The sequence below is a fragment of the Shewanella fidelis ATCC BAA-318 genome, assembly GCF_000518605.1.
Taxonomy (GTDB): Bacteria; Pseudomonadota; Gammaproteobacteria; order Enterobacterales; family Shewanellaceae; genus Shewanella; species Shewanella fidelis.
In genome coordinates this window covers 48823-64926 of the sequence record NZ_JADX01000010.1, presented here as the reverse complement: position 1 = coordinate 64926, position 16104 = coordinate 48823, and the positions used below count along the sequence as shown (strand labels likewise).

Here is a 16104-nt window from a genome sequence, read left to right as displayed (position 1 = left end):
CGAGTTACAGGGAAGAGTTCGTGGTTAATTATTGTTTAGATTTATTGAATAGAGTGGTAAATGCGTTATGTTGACAAGGAAGATTGAGATTTTAGTAGGTCTATTTTTATTGTCTGGCCTCGCAGCGTTTTTGGTTTTGGTATTTAACGTTGCTAATGTCGAGGTAAAAAGCGGCGATAGCAGTTATACCCTACATGCTAAATTTAGTAACATTGGCGGCTTAAAAGTGCGCTCGCCAGTGAAAGTGGGGGGGGTTGTTGTTGGCCGCGTGAGTGCCATTAACCTTGATCCAGAGAAGCTAGAGCCGGTTGTGAGTATCGCGATGGATAAGCGTTATCACTATTTTCCAGAAACAAGCACGTTATCGATTTTGACGTCAGGTTTGTTAGGTGAGCAGTTTTTAGGGTTAACGCCTGGCTTTATGGATGATGATGTCGAATTATTAGTTGATGGCGATAGCATTGAAGACACTCATTCAGCACTCGTTCTAGAGGAGTTGATTGGACAGTTTTTATATAGCATGGGTTCAAAGGATTAACCTTTTCAGGATGAGCAGTAGAGGATTTAAGTATGTTTAAAGGTTTGTATCGTCAAGCAGTATTAGCCATGATTGCACTGTTGAGCATTGGAGCGCAGGCTGCTGAGGTTGAGATTGATCAAAGCAATCCTTATACATTAGTAGAGCAAGTTGCCAACAAGACTTTTGCACGTTTTGAGCAAGATAAACAATTGATTGCTGACAACCCAGATCATTTGAAAGTGATTGTCGCTGAAGAGCTAATGCCTTACATCGATTATAAGTATGCATCTTATAAAGTATTAGGTCAGTACCTGAGAGATACTAGCAAAGATCAGCGAAACCGCTTTGTTGAAGCGTTTAAAGGCTATTTGATCTCAACCTATGCTCAGGCTTTTACTGAATATACCGATCAAAAAGTTGAGTACGGTAAAGCACAAGACTTTTCTGGGGAGAAGTTTGCTAACGTATACGTGCAAGTTGTTGAGCAGGGACGTCCACCGATTAAATTGCAGTTTAAGGCGCGTCGATTAAAAGACGGTAGCTGGAAAGCATTTGATTTGGTTGCTGAAGGTGTGAGTTTGTTATCCTCAAAGCAATCTGAAATTACTAACCTTGTGCGTCAACAAGGTATTGAGTCGGTGATTGATATGCTTAATGAGCGCACCGAAAAACATATTGATGTGCAAGCGACTAAGAAGTAAAGCTTGTGGCTGAATTTAAACAACAAGGACCAGTTTGTATTGTTTCAGGTCTATTAGATCAACAAACAGTGCGCAGTTTATGGAATGACCGCAGCAGTATTTTAGCGCCAGAAACAGCTGCTTTGCAGTTGGCTGAAATTGAATATTGTGACAGTGCTGGCGTGGCATTTTTACTTGAGCTAGTCAGTATTTTTGCCGCGAAAGGTATTAGCCTTAAGTTAGTCTCGCCTTCAGAGCAGCTTAAGAAATTTATTACATTATATGATTTAAATGACTTCTTTATTGAAGAAGCTAAGTAAGGTGAATAGTTCCATGGAATGCAAAGAAATTGAAACAATCCTTTTAGATGCGCTTTCTTTAGAGGAAGTTAAAGTGACCCAAGAAGGGACACACTATAAAATTGTTGCAGTAGGTGAATGCTTTGACGGTATGGGACGAGTCAAGCAACAACAGACTATTTACGGCCCATTAATGGCTCACATTACTAGTGGTGAGCTACACGCAATTACGATTAATGCATTCACGCCAACTCAATGGAAGCGTGAAAAAGTCTTTAATATGTAAGTGCGGATTTAGAGAGTTAAAGTGGATAAATTAAAAATTGAAGCAAGTGGTGCACTTGCTGGAAACGTGGTTATTTCTGGTGCTAAAAATGCTGCGCTGCCTATTTTGATGGCTGGCGTATTAGCGGAAACTGACTTTAACGTTTCTAATGTACCAAACTTAAGAGACGTCAACACTAGCTGTGAATTGCTGCGCTGTTTAGGTGCTGAAGTGACTCGCTCTGGTACAGATCAGGTCTGTATTTCTACAACTAATCTAAATGAATTTTGTGCACCGTATGAGTTAGTAAAAACCATGCGCGCATCGATCTTGATTTTAGGTCCGCTATTAGCGCGTTTTGGTAAAGCTGATGTGTCTTTGCCTGGTGGCTGCGCAATTGGTGCTCGCCCAGTGAACTTGCATTTGCAAGGACTTGAGCAGATGGGCGCTAAGATTGAGGTTAAAGAAGGTTACATTAAGGCACGTGTTGATGGGCGCTTAAAAGGCGCGCATATCTTTATGGATATGATCAGCGTAGGCGCAACTGAAAACTTACTTATGGCTGCGTCGTTAGCTGATGGTGAGACCATCATCGAGAATGCTGCACGTGAACCCGAAGTGGTTGATCTCGCTAACTGCTTGATTGCCATGGGCGCTAAAATTGAAGGTGCAGGTACTGATACCGTGCGTATTCAAGGTGTCGAATCATTGCAAGGCTGCGATTATCAGGTGATGCCTGACCGTATCGAAACGGGTAGCTTCCTTGTTGCCGCTGCGGTAACTCGCGGTAAAGTACGTTGCACCAAGGCAGATCCAAAATCCCTTGAAGCGGTATTAGCAAAGCTTGAAGATGCGGGCGCTAAAATCACTACGGGTGATGACTGGATTGAGCTAGACATGCAGGGCAAACGCCCTAAAGCCGTTAATATTAAAACGGTTGCATACCCAGGTTTTCCAACTGATATGCAAGCACAGTTCTGTGTGCTAAACGCATTAGCAGAAGGTACAGCAACAATCACTGAAACGATTTTTGAAAATCGCTTTATGCATGTGCCAGAGCTTAGCCGTATGGGCGCTACAATGGAGCTTGAAGGTAATACTTGTATTATCCATGGCATCGAAAAGCTAAATGGCGCGCAAGTGATGGCAACCGATTTACGTGCGTCAGCAAGTTTAGTGATTGCAGGGCTTGTTGCAGAAGGGACAACAACGGTTGATCGCATCTACCACTTAGATCGCGGCTATGAACATATCGAAGATAAGTTTAAAGGCTTAGGCGGACAAGTCGTACGTGTGAAGTCTTAATTTTTACGCAGATAAAAATTAGCAATAAAAAGCCATTTAAGTGAAAACTTAGATGGCTTTTTTGTGTCTTTGAATTATGAACTAGCGCAAACTCTGCGCTAACGGAATTAGAACTAGATCAAGTTGCTAACAATGGCTAAATGTTAACGTTAGCCCATGCCTGTATTCGTCACATTTAATATTTATCTTTTTTACGGCCTAGTGTTTTTTTCTGTAGGCTGCGCAGTCTTGTTTCGAAACTTTCGTTTTAGTCAGCTAAAAATAGCCCCAACGTTATGGGCACTTGCGGTGTTTGGTTTTTCCCATGCATTTCATGAGTGGTCTGAACTTTATGTACTTATATTTACTGGGCATATTGCTGAAGAATATAAGCTATTAACCTTGTGGCTATGTTTGGCTAAGCTATTTTTGTCTTATCTCGCGCTAATGATATTTGCATGGCAGATCTTAAGTATCAGCAATAAGCGCCTTGCCGTTATTGGTCATAGTCTTATCGTTTTGATTATCTTGCTTTATGGCTATTTGGTGATCCCAGATCTTCACCATTTATCTGTTAACCGCAGTGGTTTTGTCGAAGCTAGCCAATATACACGAGTTTTGATTGGCTTTGGCAGTGCGCTTTTAGCGGGGATTGGCATGATGGTTTATGGCTTTAACCTTAGGCAAGAGCAGCATAGTTATGGCAATTACTTTGCCTTATGTGGTGTGGGTTTGGTGATTTATGGTGGGCTTTCGGGTCTTGTGCCGACAGATTATCACTATAGCGTGCCTATTTTCCGAACGTTAGCTGGAGCCTTAATTTTAGTGGCTTTATTTAAGGCGCTTAAAATTTTTGACTTGGAAAAAGAGCAAGCAACAGCTGCTAAGCTCAAGCGGGCAATTGAAGCTGATAAATACAAAGCCATAGGTCAGCTGGCCATGGGGGTGGCACATGAAATTAATAACCCTTTAGCCTCATCAACCCTTGCTCTTGATTTATTAGAACGTAAACACCCGACTTTATCCAGCTCTCAAAGTCATTATTTAGCTCGTGTACGTTTAGGTGTTGAGCGTGCATCTTCGATTAGTCAGGAGTTATTGAATTATGCTAGGCCTGCTAGCGGCAAACGCAGCTTTGTTGCGCTTACAGAGGTGCTCAATTCAGCAGTAAAACTATTATCCCATCGAACTAAACAGCATCATATAACAATCTGTTGCAGCGATAGCATAGTGTTATGTGCAGAAAGGATTAAGTTAGAGGAGCTCTTTATCAATCTGCTATGTAATGCCATTGATGCTTGTGAGCCGCAAGATAGTATCAAGGTCACAGCACAACAAGATGAAACTCAGGTTCAAATTACAGTAGAAGATAGTGGCAGTGGCATGACAACAACACAATTAGCTCGAGCCACTGAGCTATTTTACTCAACAAAAGCGGTTGGTCAGGGCACTGGGCTGGGCTTAGCGATTTGTGAGCAAATCGTTGCCTTACATAATGGCAAAATGCAGATTGCCAGTAAGGAAGGGATAGGGACTCAGATCACGCTAACATTTTATCGAGGACATGATTAATGACACGGGTATTGTTGGCTGAAGATGATATTGAACTCAGCGAGAGCATAGTGGAAATACTAGAGCTTGAAGGCTTTGATGTTACCGCTGTAAATAGTGCGGAAGATGCGATAGAAGTCAGCTTGCATGAGCATTTCGATATTGCATTACTTGATCTGTTAATGTCAGGCATGACTGGCGTAGAGGCGATATCTAATCTTAGGCACAATCAGCCTTTTCTCGCTGTGATAATTATTACTGCTTACGCAACTGTAGATACTGCCGTGGATGCGATGAAAAAAGGTGCTGATAGTGTAATGACTAAGCCTTTTAAAGCAGATGAGTTAATAGTGACTGTGAAGCGCAGTTTAGCCGAAAAACAGCTGTTAGAAAGCAGAGGGGATTTAGATGCTGACTTGGTGTATAGCGCGCTAGCAAACCCCTATAGACGCAAAGCGTTACGGGTATTGGCTGGACAAAAAGCACTTAAGTTTATGGATCTGTGCCGCTTAGTTGAAATAGATGATCATACTAAGTTTAATTTTCATATTAGACAGTTAAAGAAAGCAGGGCTTGTTATGCAAAATGCGAACAAGCTCTACATTTTGACAAATAGTGGTCGATTTGTGTTAACAAACCATAATTTATCAAGTGACTAAAAGTTTAAATAAAATAGTACGTTAAGTGAATTCTGATAACTAAAGTTCACAGTTTACTATTGGCTGTGAATTCTGGTTATCTATCCCTTTATTAATAAGTTTCTGATACTTGCTTCATGCCCAAAGAGGCATATCAATCGCCGATCCCTGCAATGTTGGCGATATGAAAAGCAATGTTGAGGATGAACTTATGAACGCAAAAATTCCATGTAAAAAGCTTATGTTGGCTAGCATGATAACCATGTTAGTTGCCTGTGGAAGTGATAATGATGAGCCAGTTCCACCTATTGAAAACACGCCGCCAGTCGCAGTCGCAGATTTCGCCAATGTCTTAGTTGATGAAGTTGTGGTCATTGATGTATTGGCTAATGACTCCGATGCCGATGGGGATGAGTTAACCATAGTGTCAGTCGATTCTGATAAAGCAGTGGTTAAAGATGGCAAGGTGAGTTTTACCGCAGCAAGCACAGCGGGAGAGGTAAAGTTTAATTACACAATCAGCGACGGTACTGCGCAAGCATCGGCTCAAGTTACCGTCACCGTTGACGCTGCGCCAACTCCTGAACCTTTGACATACGTTGGCTCTGCTACGTGTGCAAGTTGTCACTCAGACAAACATAAATCATTCGCTAAAACAGGCCATAACTTTAAAATCCAAAAGATAGCCAATGGCGAGCAGCCAAGCTTCCCTTACACCCCAGAAGAAACGATTACAGGTGCAATTGATCTGTTGCAGTTTGCTGGGCCAGATGGTGATGGTACCACCAACAATGCCTTGGGGGCACCGACTAGCTATGACCAAGTGAGTTACGTTGTGGGGGGCTATAACTGGAAGCTACGTTGGTTAGATGCCGATGGATATATCGTCACAGGTAAAAACGTGCAGTATAACATTCGTAATGCTGATGGTAGCTTTAACATTCCTGAAAACCACTTAAATGACCCTGATGTTATGGGGGACTACAAAGCGGGTGATATGAACTACCAGTATAAATGTGGTAACTGCCATACAACTGGTTGGAAGCGCACCACAACTGAAGATAGTGATCTGCGCAATCTGCAGCGTCAAGATGATCTGCCTGGAATGGGGGGGACTTTTGCTGAGCAAGGGATCCAGTGTGAAGCTTGCCATGGTGCGGGCAGTCAACACATCAAAACGATGTCTGCAGATGATATTGTGCGCGTTGCTAGTGCACGTACAACTGCTGACTTCTTAAATGAAGATATGGGATTTGGTTTAGCTGTGACTTGTGCCGAATGTCATACCCGTGACGGTGAGAAAGACTACCCAAGCTATGTGAGCGCTTATAATGAAGCCTTCCCTAATGGTAGTCAGTTAGGAGGCCGAATAGTATCAAGCGGAGGGCTTTCAAAGCATCATCAAACCGGTGATGAACTCTTAGGTGTCGTGCCTGAGGATCATGCTGACTACAAGGCTGGCGATGAGATTGGTCCTAAAAAGAACATGAGTTGCTCAACTTGCCACGATCCACATAAATCTACAGTTAATAAAGGTAGCGCAGATGGATTACATTCTGGGGCAGTAAAAGAGTGTAGCACTTGCCATGATATGGAGTTTGCAGAAAACACGTGGGCGGCAGGGCCTCATAAAGCGGCTGAGTGTACGACTTGTCATATGCCAAAGCTTGCTAAGAGTGCGGTAACAAAAGAGGTTAATGGAGTCGTATTTGGCGATGTGAAATCCCATTTATTCAATATTGACTTAAGTGCTGACGCAAAACAGTTTACAGATGATGGTAAGTTCCAGATGCCGTGGTCTACTGCTGAGTTTGCTTGTGGCAGTTGCCATGCAGATTATAGCGATAGAGCTGCAGCGTTGCCTAAAATCCATAAATAAAAATAAGCTCATCACTATTTAGTCCCTCCTGATAAGCCACGCTAACCTATTTAGCGTGGCTTTTTTGTCCCCCTAAGGTTGAACTGCTAACGGTAAACCTGAACAAAGCTTAATCTGAAATAGGTGAGTAATGGGCAGCCTTTTGCTAGTGTTTGAGGAAATCAGAAATGGAGAGCGTTATGGCATTATGGAAAAGAGTCGCTATTTTAGCTGCATTAATTTGCGCTGCAATTGGGTGTTATGCAGCGGGAATGGCGAAAGGTGCTACCGGCCTGATTATTTTAGGCGTGCTTTTTGAATTAGGATTTTGGCTGGGCTTGTTTAAGAAGGAAAGAGGCTGTTGCTAAGAAAAACCCTTGGAGAAGCAGGAGCTAGGCAAGCGAATTAAAAAAGGCAAAACAGCGAAATCTGTTTTGCCTTTTCGTTTCTGCTTTTCCTAGCACCTAATTATAGTGTACCGGCTTTTCACCTATGATTACCGGTACTTGGTAAGACTTGCCTTCACGGATCACTGTCATTGTGATCTTAGTGCCTGGTGGTGTTTCTGCAATTCTATCCATTAGCATTTCAACACCCGGTATCGACTCGCCTTCAAATTCAGTGATGACATCGCGAGGCCTTAATTTTGCTTGTGCGGCAGGGCCGTTAGGGTCGATTTCAGTAATTACCACCCCCGTCAAATCAGGGATATTTAGAATTTGCGCCATCACCGGGCCAACTGCTTCGCCACCAATGCCTAATGCACCACGAATAACCCGGCCATTTTTGATCAGTTTACCCATAATGCTATGGGCCAGTTTGATAGGAATAGCGAAGTTAATTCCGTGGCCGCCGCCTTCACCGCCAATTTGAAACGCCGCAGTATTAATACCAATAAGCTGGCCTGTTGTATCAATCAGTGCACCGCCTGAATTACCAGCGTTAATTGCTGCATCAGTTTGTAAGAAGTCTAAATAACCGGAGCTTAAGCCGTTACGGCCGGTGGCGCTAATAATGCCTTGAGTGATGGTTTGGCCTAAGTTATACGGGTTACCAATTGCCAGCACGACATCACCAACTCGTGCTGGAATATTGAGGTTGAGTGGTACAACAGGCAGGTTGTCACCTTCAACCTTTAACACTGCTAAGTCCGTTTCAGGATCTGAGCCGACAACTTCAGAAGTGAACTTACGACCATCTTGTAGGGCCACTACAATTTCATCTGCACGTTTAATGACATGGTAGTTAGTCAGGATATAGCCTTCTTTGCTCATGATTACGCCAGAGCCTAATCCTTGCAATGAGCCGGGGTTCAACGGTTTTGATTGATCAATACTCAAACTATAAATATTAACAACAGCAGGCGCGGCGCGGCGCACGGCTTTTGAAAATGACAGCTCGCTACTACTAGTCGATACTCGACTGGTGATGCCGTTTGTGAGGCTTTGTCCAGTAATAAGCGGCAAGATAAAGATGATGACCGCAGCCATGATAAGGCCGAATAATACGGCTTTGCCGACATAAATTAGAGCGTCTTTAATGATCATGGTCTGAGAATAAATGCTGAAAAGATGAAATATATTAACATGTTTAGATTAACTTGTACTCTAATGATAAAAATAGCCGAGCAAAGTGCTCGGCTATTAAGTTATACCACTAAGTGTTTATCTCAAAATAAGGTATAAGCTGGTACTATCGCGCTTAATTTTTAGTGCCACTGTACCTTTTTGATCCTCAAGTGCTGACTTAAGTGCTTTTAGGTTTTTCACCTTAGTGCGGTTTACGCCAACAATCACATCACCTTTAATCAGGCCGCTCATGGCTGCAGGTGAACCTTGCGCAACTTCAGTGATCTCTACACCTGACTTGGTTGATTCAAGTTTAGCGCCTTGTAGCATAGGGTGCACAGCGCCCGCTGCCGCTTCAGCTGCTTGAGTTGATTCGCCAAGTACTGCGGTAACGGTTTCTTTATCACCATCGCGTATTAAACCAAACTCAACTTCAGAACCTGCTCCCATGGTAGCGACTTTCGCACGTAGCTCTTGGAAGCTCTTAATGCTGCGGCCATTGACACTTACGATGATATCACCGACTTTAATGCCAGCTTTTTCTGCAGCACTGTCAGGCATGACTTCATTAATAAAGCCACCGTGTTGGGTTTCAATACCAAAACCTTTAGCGAGTTCACTGGTAAGATCTTGACCCATTACACCTAAAACGCCACGGCGCACTTCACCATGCTCAATAATCTGTTGTACCAAGTTGTTTGCCATATTGGCCGGTATCGCGAACCCAATGCCGACGTTACCGCCCCCAGGCGCCACAATCGCTGTGTTAATACCGATAAGCTCACCGTTTAGGTTAACTAGCGCACCACCGGAGTTACCGCTGTTGATCGCGGCATCAGTTTGAATGAAGTTCTCTAGCATTTCGATGCCAAGACCACTGCGGCCCATGGCACTGACAATACCTGAAGTGACGGTTTGCCCTAGTCCGAATGGGTTACCAATAGCAACCGCAAAATCACCGACTTGTAATTCATCTGAGTCAGCTCGTTTTAGCGCAGTTAGGTTTTTAGCTTTAATCTGTAATAGGGCGATGTCTGATTCAGCATCTGCACCTATGAGCTTAGCTTCAATCTCACGACCATCGTGTAGGCCAATTAGGATTTCATCGGCTCCTTCAATCACGTGGTTGTTAGTAACGATATAGCCTTCTTCGGCATCGATAATAACGCCTGAGCCTAACCCTTTAAATGGACGCTCTTGTACCTGTTCACGTGGTGCGTTTGGGCCAAAGAAATAACGAAATGCATCAGGCACTTTTTGTTTTGATACGTGAGTGCCTGATACCGCAACGGCTACAACCGCAGGGGTTGTTTTTTGCAGCATAGGTGCAAGGCTAGGTAGCTCTTGTCCATCAACTGCTAGTGGAATGGCGGCTTGTGATACCGCGGGTGCCATAGTGAGTGTGGCACTTAATAATGCTGCAGAAAGTATGGATAATTTGGTCTTCATTTATATTGCTCCAATTTTTCAAAACTAAATTGAACTAGGCTCAAATGATTGCTGCGCTAGGCATTCATGTTGTTTTCGAGCGCTTTCATTCATTATTGATTCGGACTCAAGTGAGTATCAAAAAGTTCATCAATCATTAACAAAGGTTAATTTATCCTTAGGCGGTTATGCAGCCTCTGTTACTTTATCTTTAACATCATTGTCGATACCGCCCAGTGCATTTTCAGTGTTCGCTTTATCTGTTACTTCCAGTGGTTTTGTTGCTAACTCTGGTAGTTTTTTATCTGTAACGGGTGAAGTGAAAACCGGCGCAGCGTTATTCCACTGTTGATTCACTTTATTAAGCTGTGCGGTTAATTCTGCGAGTTGCTTAAATTGATCGTCAAAGTGATCTGAGACCTCTTGCTTATACTGGCTTAACTCGAGCTGAGTTTGCTCCAATTGTTCATTATTACTTTTATGGCGACTGTTTTTTGCCAATAAAGTATGGCTTACATAGCCAAATACGCCACCAATGACGAATGCGGCAAGGGTTAATGCCCACTCCATATAGACTCCTAGATATACTTATATGTCGATTGCCCCAAATATACCTCGCAGATTTATGCCGCGGTACTGTTTACTACAAAATAAGTCTGTAAATAACCTAATTTGAATTGATCTGTCGTTATCGGTATCAAGTATTGAAGACTTATGTATCCGCGCGGTTGATGCATTGTGGCTTTCTTGCATGATAGTATTCGTATCGCTCAATAATAAGACTTCAAACAGCTCTTTCATTTTATTACTGGAGCTGATTTGTGTATCACCCTATAAATAGAGAAGTATTTCAGTGTCGCAATTAACTCCATGGCAGCATTATCAGCAAGACTTAACTCGAGATGATTTTTCACATGATGCGGCGCAAGAACATGCCGTAAAGCAATTGCAGCGTGTTTATGATGATCTGATTGCTGCAAACTCCCAGACTACAAAGAGTGGTGGGCTGTTTTCATTTTTTAGCAAAAAGCATAAACCAGCGGTACAAGGCCTATATTTATGGGGTGGAGTCGGACGCGGTAAGACGTATCTGATGGACACGTTTTTTGATGCCTTGCCGGGTGAGAAAAAATTGCGGGCACACTTTCACCGTTTTATGCATCAACTGCATATCGATCTTGCTGAGTTACAAGGTCAGCGTGATCCGCTTATTAGTATTGCTAAGAAAATGGCCTCACAATACCAAGTCATCTGTTTTGACGAATTCTTTGTGTCAGACATTACTGACGCTATGCTGCTTGGTACCTTATTTGAGTCGCTATTTGCTGAAGGGGTGGCTTTAGTGGCGACCTCTAATATTATTCCTGATGAGCTTTATCGTAATGGCTTGCAACGAGCTCGTTTTTTACCTGCGATAGCAGCAATTAATAAGCACTGCGATGTGGTGAATGTTGATTCGGGGATAGATTACCGTTTACGAACACTTGAACAAGCCGAGATTTTCCATTCGCCACTTGATGAGCAGGCTGAGCTAAACTTAAAACAGTATTTTGCCAAACTGGCGCCAGAGTCTGAAGTCTCAACACGCGGGCTAGAGATAGATGGCAGAAGCATAGATATTCGCCAGCAGGCGCAGGGCGTGTTGCTTATTGATTTTAGAGCTATGTGTGACGGTCCACGTAGTCAGCGCGATTATATGGAGATAGCTCGGCTATACCACACCGTATTATTAAGTCATGTGGAGCAAATGGGGGAGCAGTTAACAGGCGACGATATTGCTAGACGCTTTTTGGCTATGGTTGATGAATTTTATGAACGTAATGTAAAGCTCATCATTTCTTCGGCAGTGTGCCTTGAAGATATCTATAGTGAAGGCTTGTTGAGCTTTGAATTTAGACGCTGTCGCTCCCGATTGATAGAGATGCAATCTCACGATTATTTAGCGTTAGAGCATATCCCTTAGATTTTCTGTCTAAAAAGAATAGAAAACTTGTGCGTAATGGCTTATTGTTCGCGACCAAAATTTTCTATAACAACTCTAAAGGCCTTTATTTGAAGGATCTTTTACTTGTTTGTTTGGTTATTTTTGAAATGAGGGCGCATTCAAGGTCGGAATAAATTAAAACAGTTAAGAATTAAACTAAAATATTAGGTGATTTTTAACTCAGCTTTGTCTATAATCCGCAACCTGCCCTCGTTATTCACCAATAAGGTGGAAGTTGTAAAGCTTATTCTTTGCTCGAAGGGGCGGGGAATGGCACTTTTTGTGTTTTTGCCAATAGTGGCACGAACATGTGAGACAGAATTTTAACATTGGGTTTTTGTAAATGAAGACTACTTTTACTGCTACACCTGAAACAGTCACTCGTGATTGGTTCGTCGTTGACGCCGAAGGTAAAACTTTGGGTCGTATCGCTACTGAAATTGCTACACGTCTACGTGGTAAGCATAAGCCAGAGTATACGCCTCATGTAGATACTGGTGACTACATCATCGTTATTAACGCTGAGAAAGTTGCTGTGACTGGTAACAAAGCTAAAGGCAAAGTTTACTACTCACATTCAGGCTTCATCGGTGGCATTAAGCAGATCACTTTTGAGAAGCTACAAGACCATAAGCCTGAAATGATCATCGAGAAGGCTGTTAAGGGTATGCTACCTAAAGGTCCATTGGGCCGTGCCATGTTCCGTAAGCTTAAAGTTTACGCTGGTTCAGAGCATAACCACGCTGCACAACAACCTCAAGTTCTTGATATCTAAACGGGATTATAGCAATGGCTGCAACTCAATACTACGGCACTGGCCGTCGCAAAACATCTACTGCTCGCGTATTCGCTAAAGTAGGTACTGGTAACATCATCGTTAACAAGCTACCTCTAGACGAATACTTCGGTCGTGAAACTTCTCGCATGGTTGTTCGTCAGCCTCTAGAGCTAGTTGAAATGACTGAGAAGTTAGACATCATGGTAACTGTTAAGGGTGGTGGTAACACTGGCCAAGCAGGTGCTATCCGTCACGGTATCACCCGTGCGTTGATGGAACTTGACGAGTCTCTACGTCCAACTCTACGTGCTGCTGGTTTCGTTACCCGTGATGCTCGTCAAGTTGAGCGTAAGAAAGTTGGTCTACGTAAAGCACGTCGTAAGCCACAATTCTCTAAGCGTTAATATTTCGCTTTCAGAATACAAAAAACCCAGCTATATGCTGGGTTTTTTCTTATCTAAAATCGGCTTAATAGCAAATTAGTATTAGCTCTACTTAGAGCGATAGTTAGCGCCTCAGATACTGCGACTCTTGATAATAAAGAGGAAGCTTGAACCTAATTCAACTATGCTCTTCACTCGTTGCGAGTTGCATGGTCTTGTATGTTCCAGACATGCATAAGACATTCCCTCCATTCATGAAGGTCAGATGCAGCGAATGTCATTAAAGCAGGATCACTTAATGACCTTGCCTCAAAACCACTAAACTCTCGTTGAGTGACTAAATGTTTATACTGATTGGTATTACACCTTGTTGATATGGCAGCCGTTAAAAATTAGTCGCTCAAACTGGCCAAAATAAGTAAGAGTGGATGCTCAATTTAATGAGAAAATAGTCTTGATAACAGGTTATTGTTCATTAAAAAAAACACTATGTTATCCCGTTTGGTTTAATGATCTGCAAGTAAAGTTTTAGCTTTAATATTGAGCAAATTTAGTCAAATTTGTTTAGAAATAGTTTAATGATTTTTCTGATGCTACTTTGTATTTAAAATCAGTATTTTGCACTGTATATTAAGGGCTGATTGTTGTTTGTATGAGGCATTTAGTTGATTATTTTTTCATAAATCACTTGCCTACCGCCCCCATAGATCTGCTAAAATCCCGTTTTAACCACTACCGTGCAGCAAATAATGGGCAAAAACGTTGTAGTTCTCGGCACCCAATGGGGTGACGAAGGAAAGGGTAAGATAGTCGATCTTCTTACCGAACAGGCTAAATATGTCGTTCGTTACCAAGGTGGCCACAATGCTGGTCATACTCTAGTTATCGATGGCGACAAAACCGTTCTTCATCTTATTCCATCAGGGATCTTACGCGATAATGTGAAATGCATTATTGGTAACGGCGTGGTGTTAGCACCAGACGCGCTGATGGCAGAAATTAACATGCTTAAAGAGCGTGGCGTACCTGTAGAGGAACGTTTATTAATTTCTGAAGCATGTCCTCTAATTCTACCATTCCATTGTGCTCTTGATATTGCTCGCGAAAAAGCGCGTGGTAATAATGCAATTGGTACAACGGGTCGTGGTATTGGTCCAGCATACGAAGATAAAGTTTCTCGTCGTGGTTTACGTGTAGGCGATCTGTTTGATGCAGAATTGTTTGCCGCTAAACTAAAAGAAGTCATGGCTTACCATAACTTCATGCTGACTGAATACTACAAGTGTGAAGCTGTTGATTATGAAGAGACATTGAAAGATGCTCTAGCAATCGCTGACTACTTGAAGAGCATGTGCACAGACGTTTCTGAGCTTCTTGATCAGGCACGTAAAGCTGGCGAACCAATTCTATTTGAAGGTGCTCAAGGCACGTTACTAGATATTGACCATGGTACTTATCCGTTCGTAACCTCTTCTAATACTACAGCTGGTGGTGTTGCAACAGGTTCTGGATTTGGTCCTCGTCACCTAGATTACGTTTTGGGGATCATGAAGGCTTACACTACACGTGTTGGTGCGGGTCCATTCCCAACGGAATTGAAAAACGAAATTGGTGATTACTTAGGTACTAAGGGTCACGAGTTTGGTGCGACAACGGGTCGTAAGCGTCGTCCAGGTTGGTTGGACGTTGTTGCGATGAAGCGCGCAGTACAAATTAACAGCGTTAGCGGTTTCTGCTTAACTAAACTAGACGTGTTAGACGGCCTAGAAGAAGTTAAGATCTGTGTTGGTTACCAGTATCCAGATGGTACTGTTGCAACGACTACACCACTAGCAGCTGAAGGTTATGAGCAGGTTACACCTGTTCTTGAAACTATGCCTGGTTGGAGCGAATCAACTTTCGGCGCGACTTCTGTTGATCAACTGCCACAAGCAGCATTGAACTACATTAAGCGTTTAGAAGAGTTGTTAGAAACTCCAATTGATATTATCTCAACGGGTCCGGACAGAAACGAGACCATGATTCTAGTGAATCCGTTCAGTTAATAATAAGAGGCCGCAATTAGCGGCCTTTTTATTGGCTTGCTATGGCTGAGTTAACCGTTGCAGGTAACAGCTAAACTCAAGAAATACGTTATACTGCCGATGACTTAAAATAGAGTATATCCAAGTTAGCTATATGATTGCTGACTTGTTAGCCAACTTAACCTATTTGTCATAGAGAACCCTTATGTTGCGTTTTGTATTGATTACGATTGTTTCAATATTATCTTTACCTAGTTTTGCTATGCCTAAAGCTGTTGATGTCTATACTCAAGAGCAGTTGGTGGAGTTAATTCGCAGCAAAAGTTATTTAACCCAAGTAAAAGGTGATGATTGCCAAATAGTTGAGGATATTGAAGCAAGGGCTGAGGTGCTCCAGCAGCCTTTGTATCAGTATCTTTGGGCGGAAATGCTCAACTATGGGATCTGCGTGAAGGCGAATCCGCCACGCGGTATTGCCATGTTAAAAACCTCTGCAGAGCAGGGGAGTGCTGAAGCCATGGTAAGAATGGCTGAGTATTATCACGATGGTAAGTTTGTCATCGAAGATAAACAGCGTGCTGTGCAATATACCTTGCCAGCCGCCGCGACAGGTGACTTACCTGCTCGCATGATGTTGGTTCGGTTATTTGGTGAGGGCTATGGTAGTCCTCGAGATTACGAAGTGGCTTTTCATTGGCTATACAACGAAGTGTTTAGTGATGAAGCGACGCAAGCCGAAGCAATTAACTTGTTAAAGGTGTTAGAGGCCAAAATGCCACCTAGCGCAGTTGCTAGAGCGAAGAAAGAACACCTTATAACGCCACAATAAACATAACCTCATTGG

Annotated in this window: 17 protein-coding genes; 14 read left to right on the top strand and 3 right to left on the bottom strand. The window is 42.8% G+C overall.

Translation table 11 applies throughout. The features are described from left to right. The first annotated feature begins 67 nt into the window (after positions 1-67). The 9 genes from mlaD (at position 68) to L884_RS23155 (ending at position 7463) form a co-directional block, all read left to right on the top strand. Positions 68-538 (top strand): outer membrane lipid asymmetry maintenance protein MlaD, encoded by a 471-nt coding sequence (gene mlaD, locus L884_RS0105005; RefSeq protein WP_028766457.1) that lies wholly within the window; start codon positions 68-70, stop codon positions 536-538. Between the two features lie 32 nt (positions 539-570). After that, positions 571-1221 (top strand): MlaC/ttg2D family ABC transporter substrate-binding protein, encoded by a 651-nt coding sequence (locus L884_RS0105000; RefSeq protein WP_028766456.1) that lies wholly within the window; start codon positions 571-573, stop codon positions 1219-1221. A 5-nt stretch (positions 1222-1226) separates the two neighbouring features. Beyond that, positions 1227-1520 (top strand): STAS domain-containing protein, encoded by a 294-nt coding sequence (locus L884_RS0104995; protein ID WP_028766455.1) that lies wholly within the window; start codon positions 1227-1229, stop codon positions 1518-1520. Positions 1521-1533: 13 nt separating this feature from the next. After that, positions 1534-1785, top strand: a complete 252-nt coding sequence (locus L884_RS0104990) for a BolA family protein (RefSeq protein ID WP_028766454.1) — start codon at positions 1534-1536, stop codon at positions 1783-1785. Between the two features lie 21 nt (positions 1786-1806). Then, positions 1807-3069, top strand: coding sequence for a UDP-N-acetylglucosamine 1-carboxyvinyltransferase (gene murA, locus L884_RS0104985; protein ID WP_028766453.1), 1263 nt, complete (start codon positions 1807-1809; stop codon positions 3067-3069). A 228-nt stretch (positions 3070-3297) separates the two neighbouring features. Then, a complete protein-coding gene (locus L884_RS0104980) occupies positions 3298-4620 on the top strand; it encodes a sensor histidine kinase (RefSeq protein WP_245603072.1) in 1323 nt (440 codons plus the stop codon). Further along, positions 4620-5258, top strand: coding sequence for a response regulator (locus L884_RS0104975; RefSeq protein ID WP_028766451.1), 639 nt, complete (start codon positions 4620-4622; stop codon positions 5256-5258). Before L884_RS0104980 ends, L884_RS0104975 begins: the two co-directional genes overlap by 1 nt. 190 nt (positions 5259-5448) lie before the next feature. Further along, a complete protein-coding gene (locus tag L884_RS0104970) occupies positions 5449-7116 on the top strand; it encodes an Ig-like domain-containing protein (RefSeq protein WP_028766450.1) in 1668 nt (555 codons plus the stop codon). A 179-nt stretch (positions 7117-7295) separates the two neighbouring features. Further along, complete coding sequence (locus tag L884_RS23155) at positions 7296-7463, top strand: hypothetical protein (RefSeq protein WP_169731778.1); 168 nt, start codon at positions 7296-7298, stop codon at positions 7461-7463. 96 nt (positions 7464-7559) lie between these two features. Here L884_RS23155 and degS read toward each other — a convergent pair whose 3' ends face one another. The 3 genes from degS to L884_RS21780 all read right to left on the bottom strand — a co-directional run bounded on the left by degS (position 7560) and on the right by L884_RS21780 (position 10661). Then, the gene (gene degS, locus L884_RS0104960; protein ID WP_028766449.1) at positions 7560-8642 is read right to left on the bottom strand and encodes an outer membrane-stress sensor serine endopeptidase DegS; all 1083 of its coding nucleotides are present in this window, start codon (positions 8640-8642) and stop codon (positions 7560-7562) included. A gap of 117 nt (positions 8643-8759) precedes the next feature. Next, positions 8760-10112 (bottom strand): Do family serine endopeptidase DegQ, encoded by a 1353-nt coding sequence (gene degQ, locus L884_RS0104955; protein WP_028766448.1) that lies wholly within the window; start codon positions 10110-10112, stop codon positions 8760-8762. A gap of 165 nt (positions 10113-10277) precedes the next feature. Beyond that, on the bottom strand, positions 10278-10661 hold the full coding sequence (locus tag L884_RS21780) for a ZapG family protein (RefSeq protein WP_084221401.1): 384 nt from the start codon (positions 10659-10661) through the stop codon (positions 10278-10280). 283 nt (positions 10662-10944) lie between these two features. On the opposite strand from L884_RS21780, the gene zapE reads away from it, so the two are divergent. From zapE to L884_RS0104925, 5 genes are all read left to right on the top strand, one after another. Further along, on the top strand, positions 10945-12054 hold the full coding sequence (gene zapE, locus L884_RS0104945; protein WP_028766447.1) for a cell division protein ZapE: 1110 nt from the start codon (positions 10945-10947) through the stop codon (positions 12052-12054). Between the two features lie 364 nt (positions 12055-12418). After that, a complete protein-coding gene (gene rplM, locus L884_RS0104940; RefSeq protein WP_028766446.1) occupies positions 12419-12850 on the top strand; it encodes a 50S ribosomal protein L13 in 432 nt (143 codons plus the stop codon). Between the two features lie 14 nt (positions 12851-12864). Next, on the top strand, positions 12865-13257 hold the full coding sequence (gene rpsI, locus L884_RS0104935) for a 30S ribosomal protein S9 (protein ID WP_028766445.1): 393 nt from the start codon (positions 12865-12867) through the stop codon (positions 13255-13257). Positions 13258-13985: 728 nt separating this feature from the next. Continuing rightward, positions 13986-15281: an adenylosuccinate synthase gene (locus L884_RS0104930; protein WP_028766444.1), complete on the top strand. Its 1296-nt coding sequence runs from the start codon at positions 13986-13988 to the stop codon at positions 15279-15281. 184 nt (positions 15282-15465) lie between these two features. After that, the gene (locus L884_RS0104925) at positions 15466-16089 is read left to right on the top strand and encodes a tetratricopeptide repeat protein (protein ID WP_028766443.1); all 624 of its coding nucleotides are present in this window, start codon (positions 15466-15468) and stop codon (positions 16087-16089) included. Positions 16090-16104: the final 15 nt, after the last annotated feature.

Coding starts and splice junctions, on each gene's coding strand:
- mlaD (WP_028766457.1), top strand. CDS start 68: ATGTTGACAAGGAAGATTGAGATTTTAGTAGGTCTATTTTTATTGTCT.
- L884_RS0105000 (WP_028766456.1), top strand. CDS start 571: ATGTTTAAAGGTTTGTATCGTCAAGCAGTATTAGCCATGATTGCACTG.
- L884_RS0104990 (WP_028766454.1), top strand. CDS start 1,534: ATGGAATGCAAAGAAATTGAAACAATCCTTTTAGATGCGCTTTCTTTA.
- L884_RS0104975 (WP_028766451.1), top strand. CDS start 4,620: ATGACACGGGTATTGTTGGCTGAAGATGATATTGAACTCAGCGAGAGC.
- L884_RS0104970 (WP_028766450.1), top strand. CDS start 5,449: ATGAACGCAAAAATTCCATGTAAAAAGCTTATGTTGGCTAGCATGATA.
- L884_RS23155 (WP_169731778.1), top strand. CDS start 7,296: ATGGCATTATGGAAAAGAGTCGCTATTTTAGCTGCATTAATTTGCGCT.
- degS (WP_028766449.1), bottom strand. CDS start 8,642: ATGATCATTAAAGACGCTCTAATTTATGTCGGCAAAGCCGTATTATTC.
- degQ (WP_028766448.1), bottom strand. CDS start 10,112: ATGAAGACCAAATTATCCATACTTTCTGCAGCATTATTAAGTGCCACA.
- L884_RS21780 (WP_084221401.1), bottom strand. CDS start 10,661: ATGGAGTGGGCATTAACCCTTGCCGCATTCGTCATTGGTGGCGTATTT.
- rplM (WP_028766446.1), top strand. CDS start 12,419: ATGAAGACTACTTTTACTGCTACACCTGAAACAGTCACTCGTGATTGG.
- rpsI (WP_028766445.1), top strand. CDS start 12,865: ATGGCTGCAACTCAATACTACGGCACTGGCCGTCGCAAAACATCTACT.
- L884_RS0104930 (WP_028766444.1), top strand. CDS start 13,986: ATGGGCAAAAACGTTGTAGTTCTCGGCACCCAATGGGGTGACGAAGGA.
- L884_RS0104925 (WP_028766443.1), top strand. CDS start 15,466: ATGTTGCGTTTTGTATTGATTACGATTGTTTCAATATTATCTTTACCT.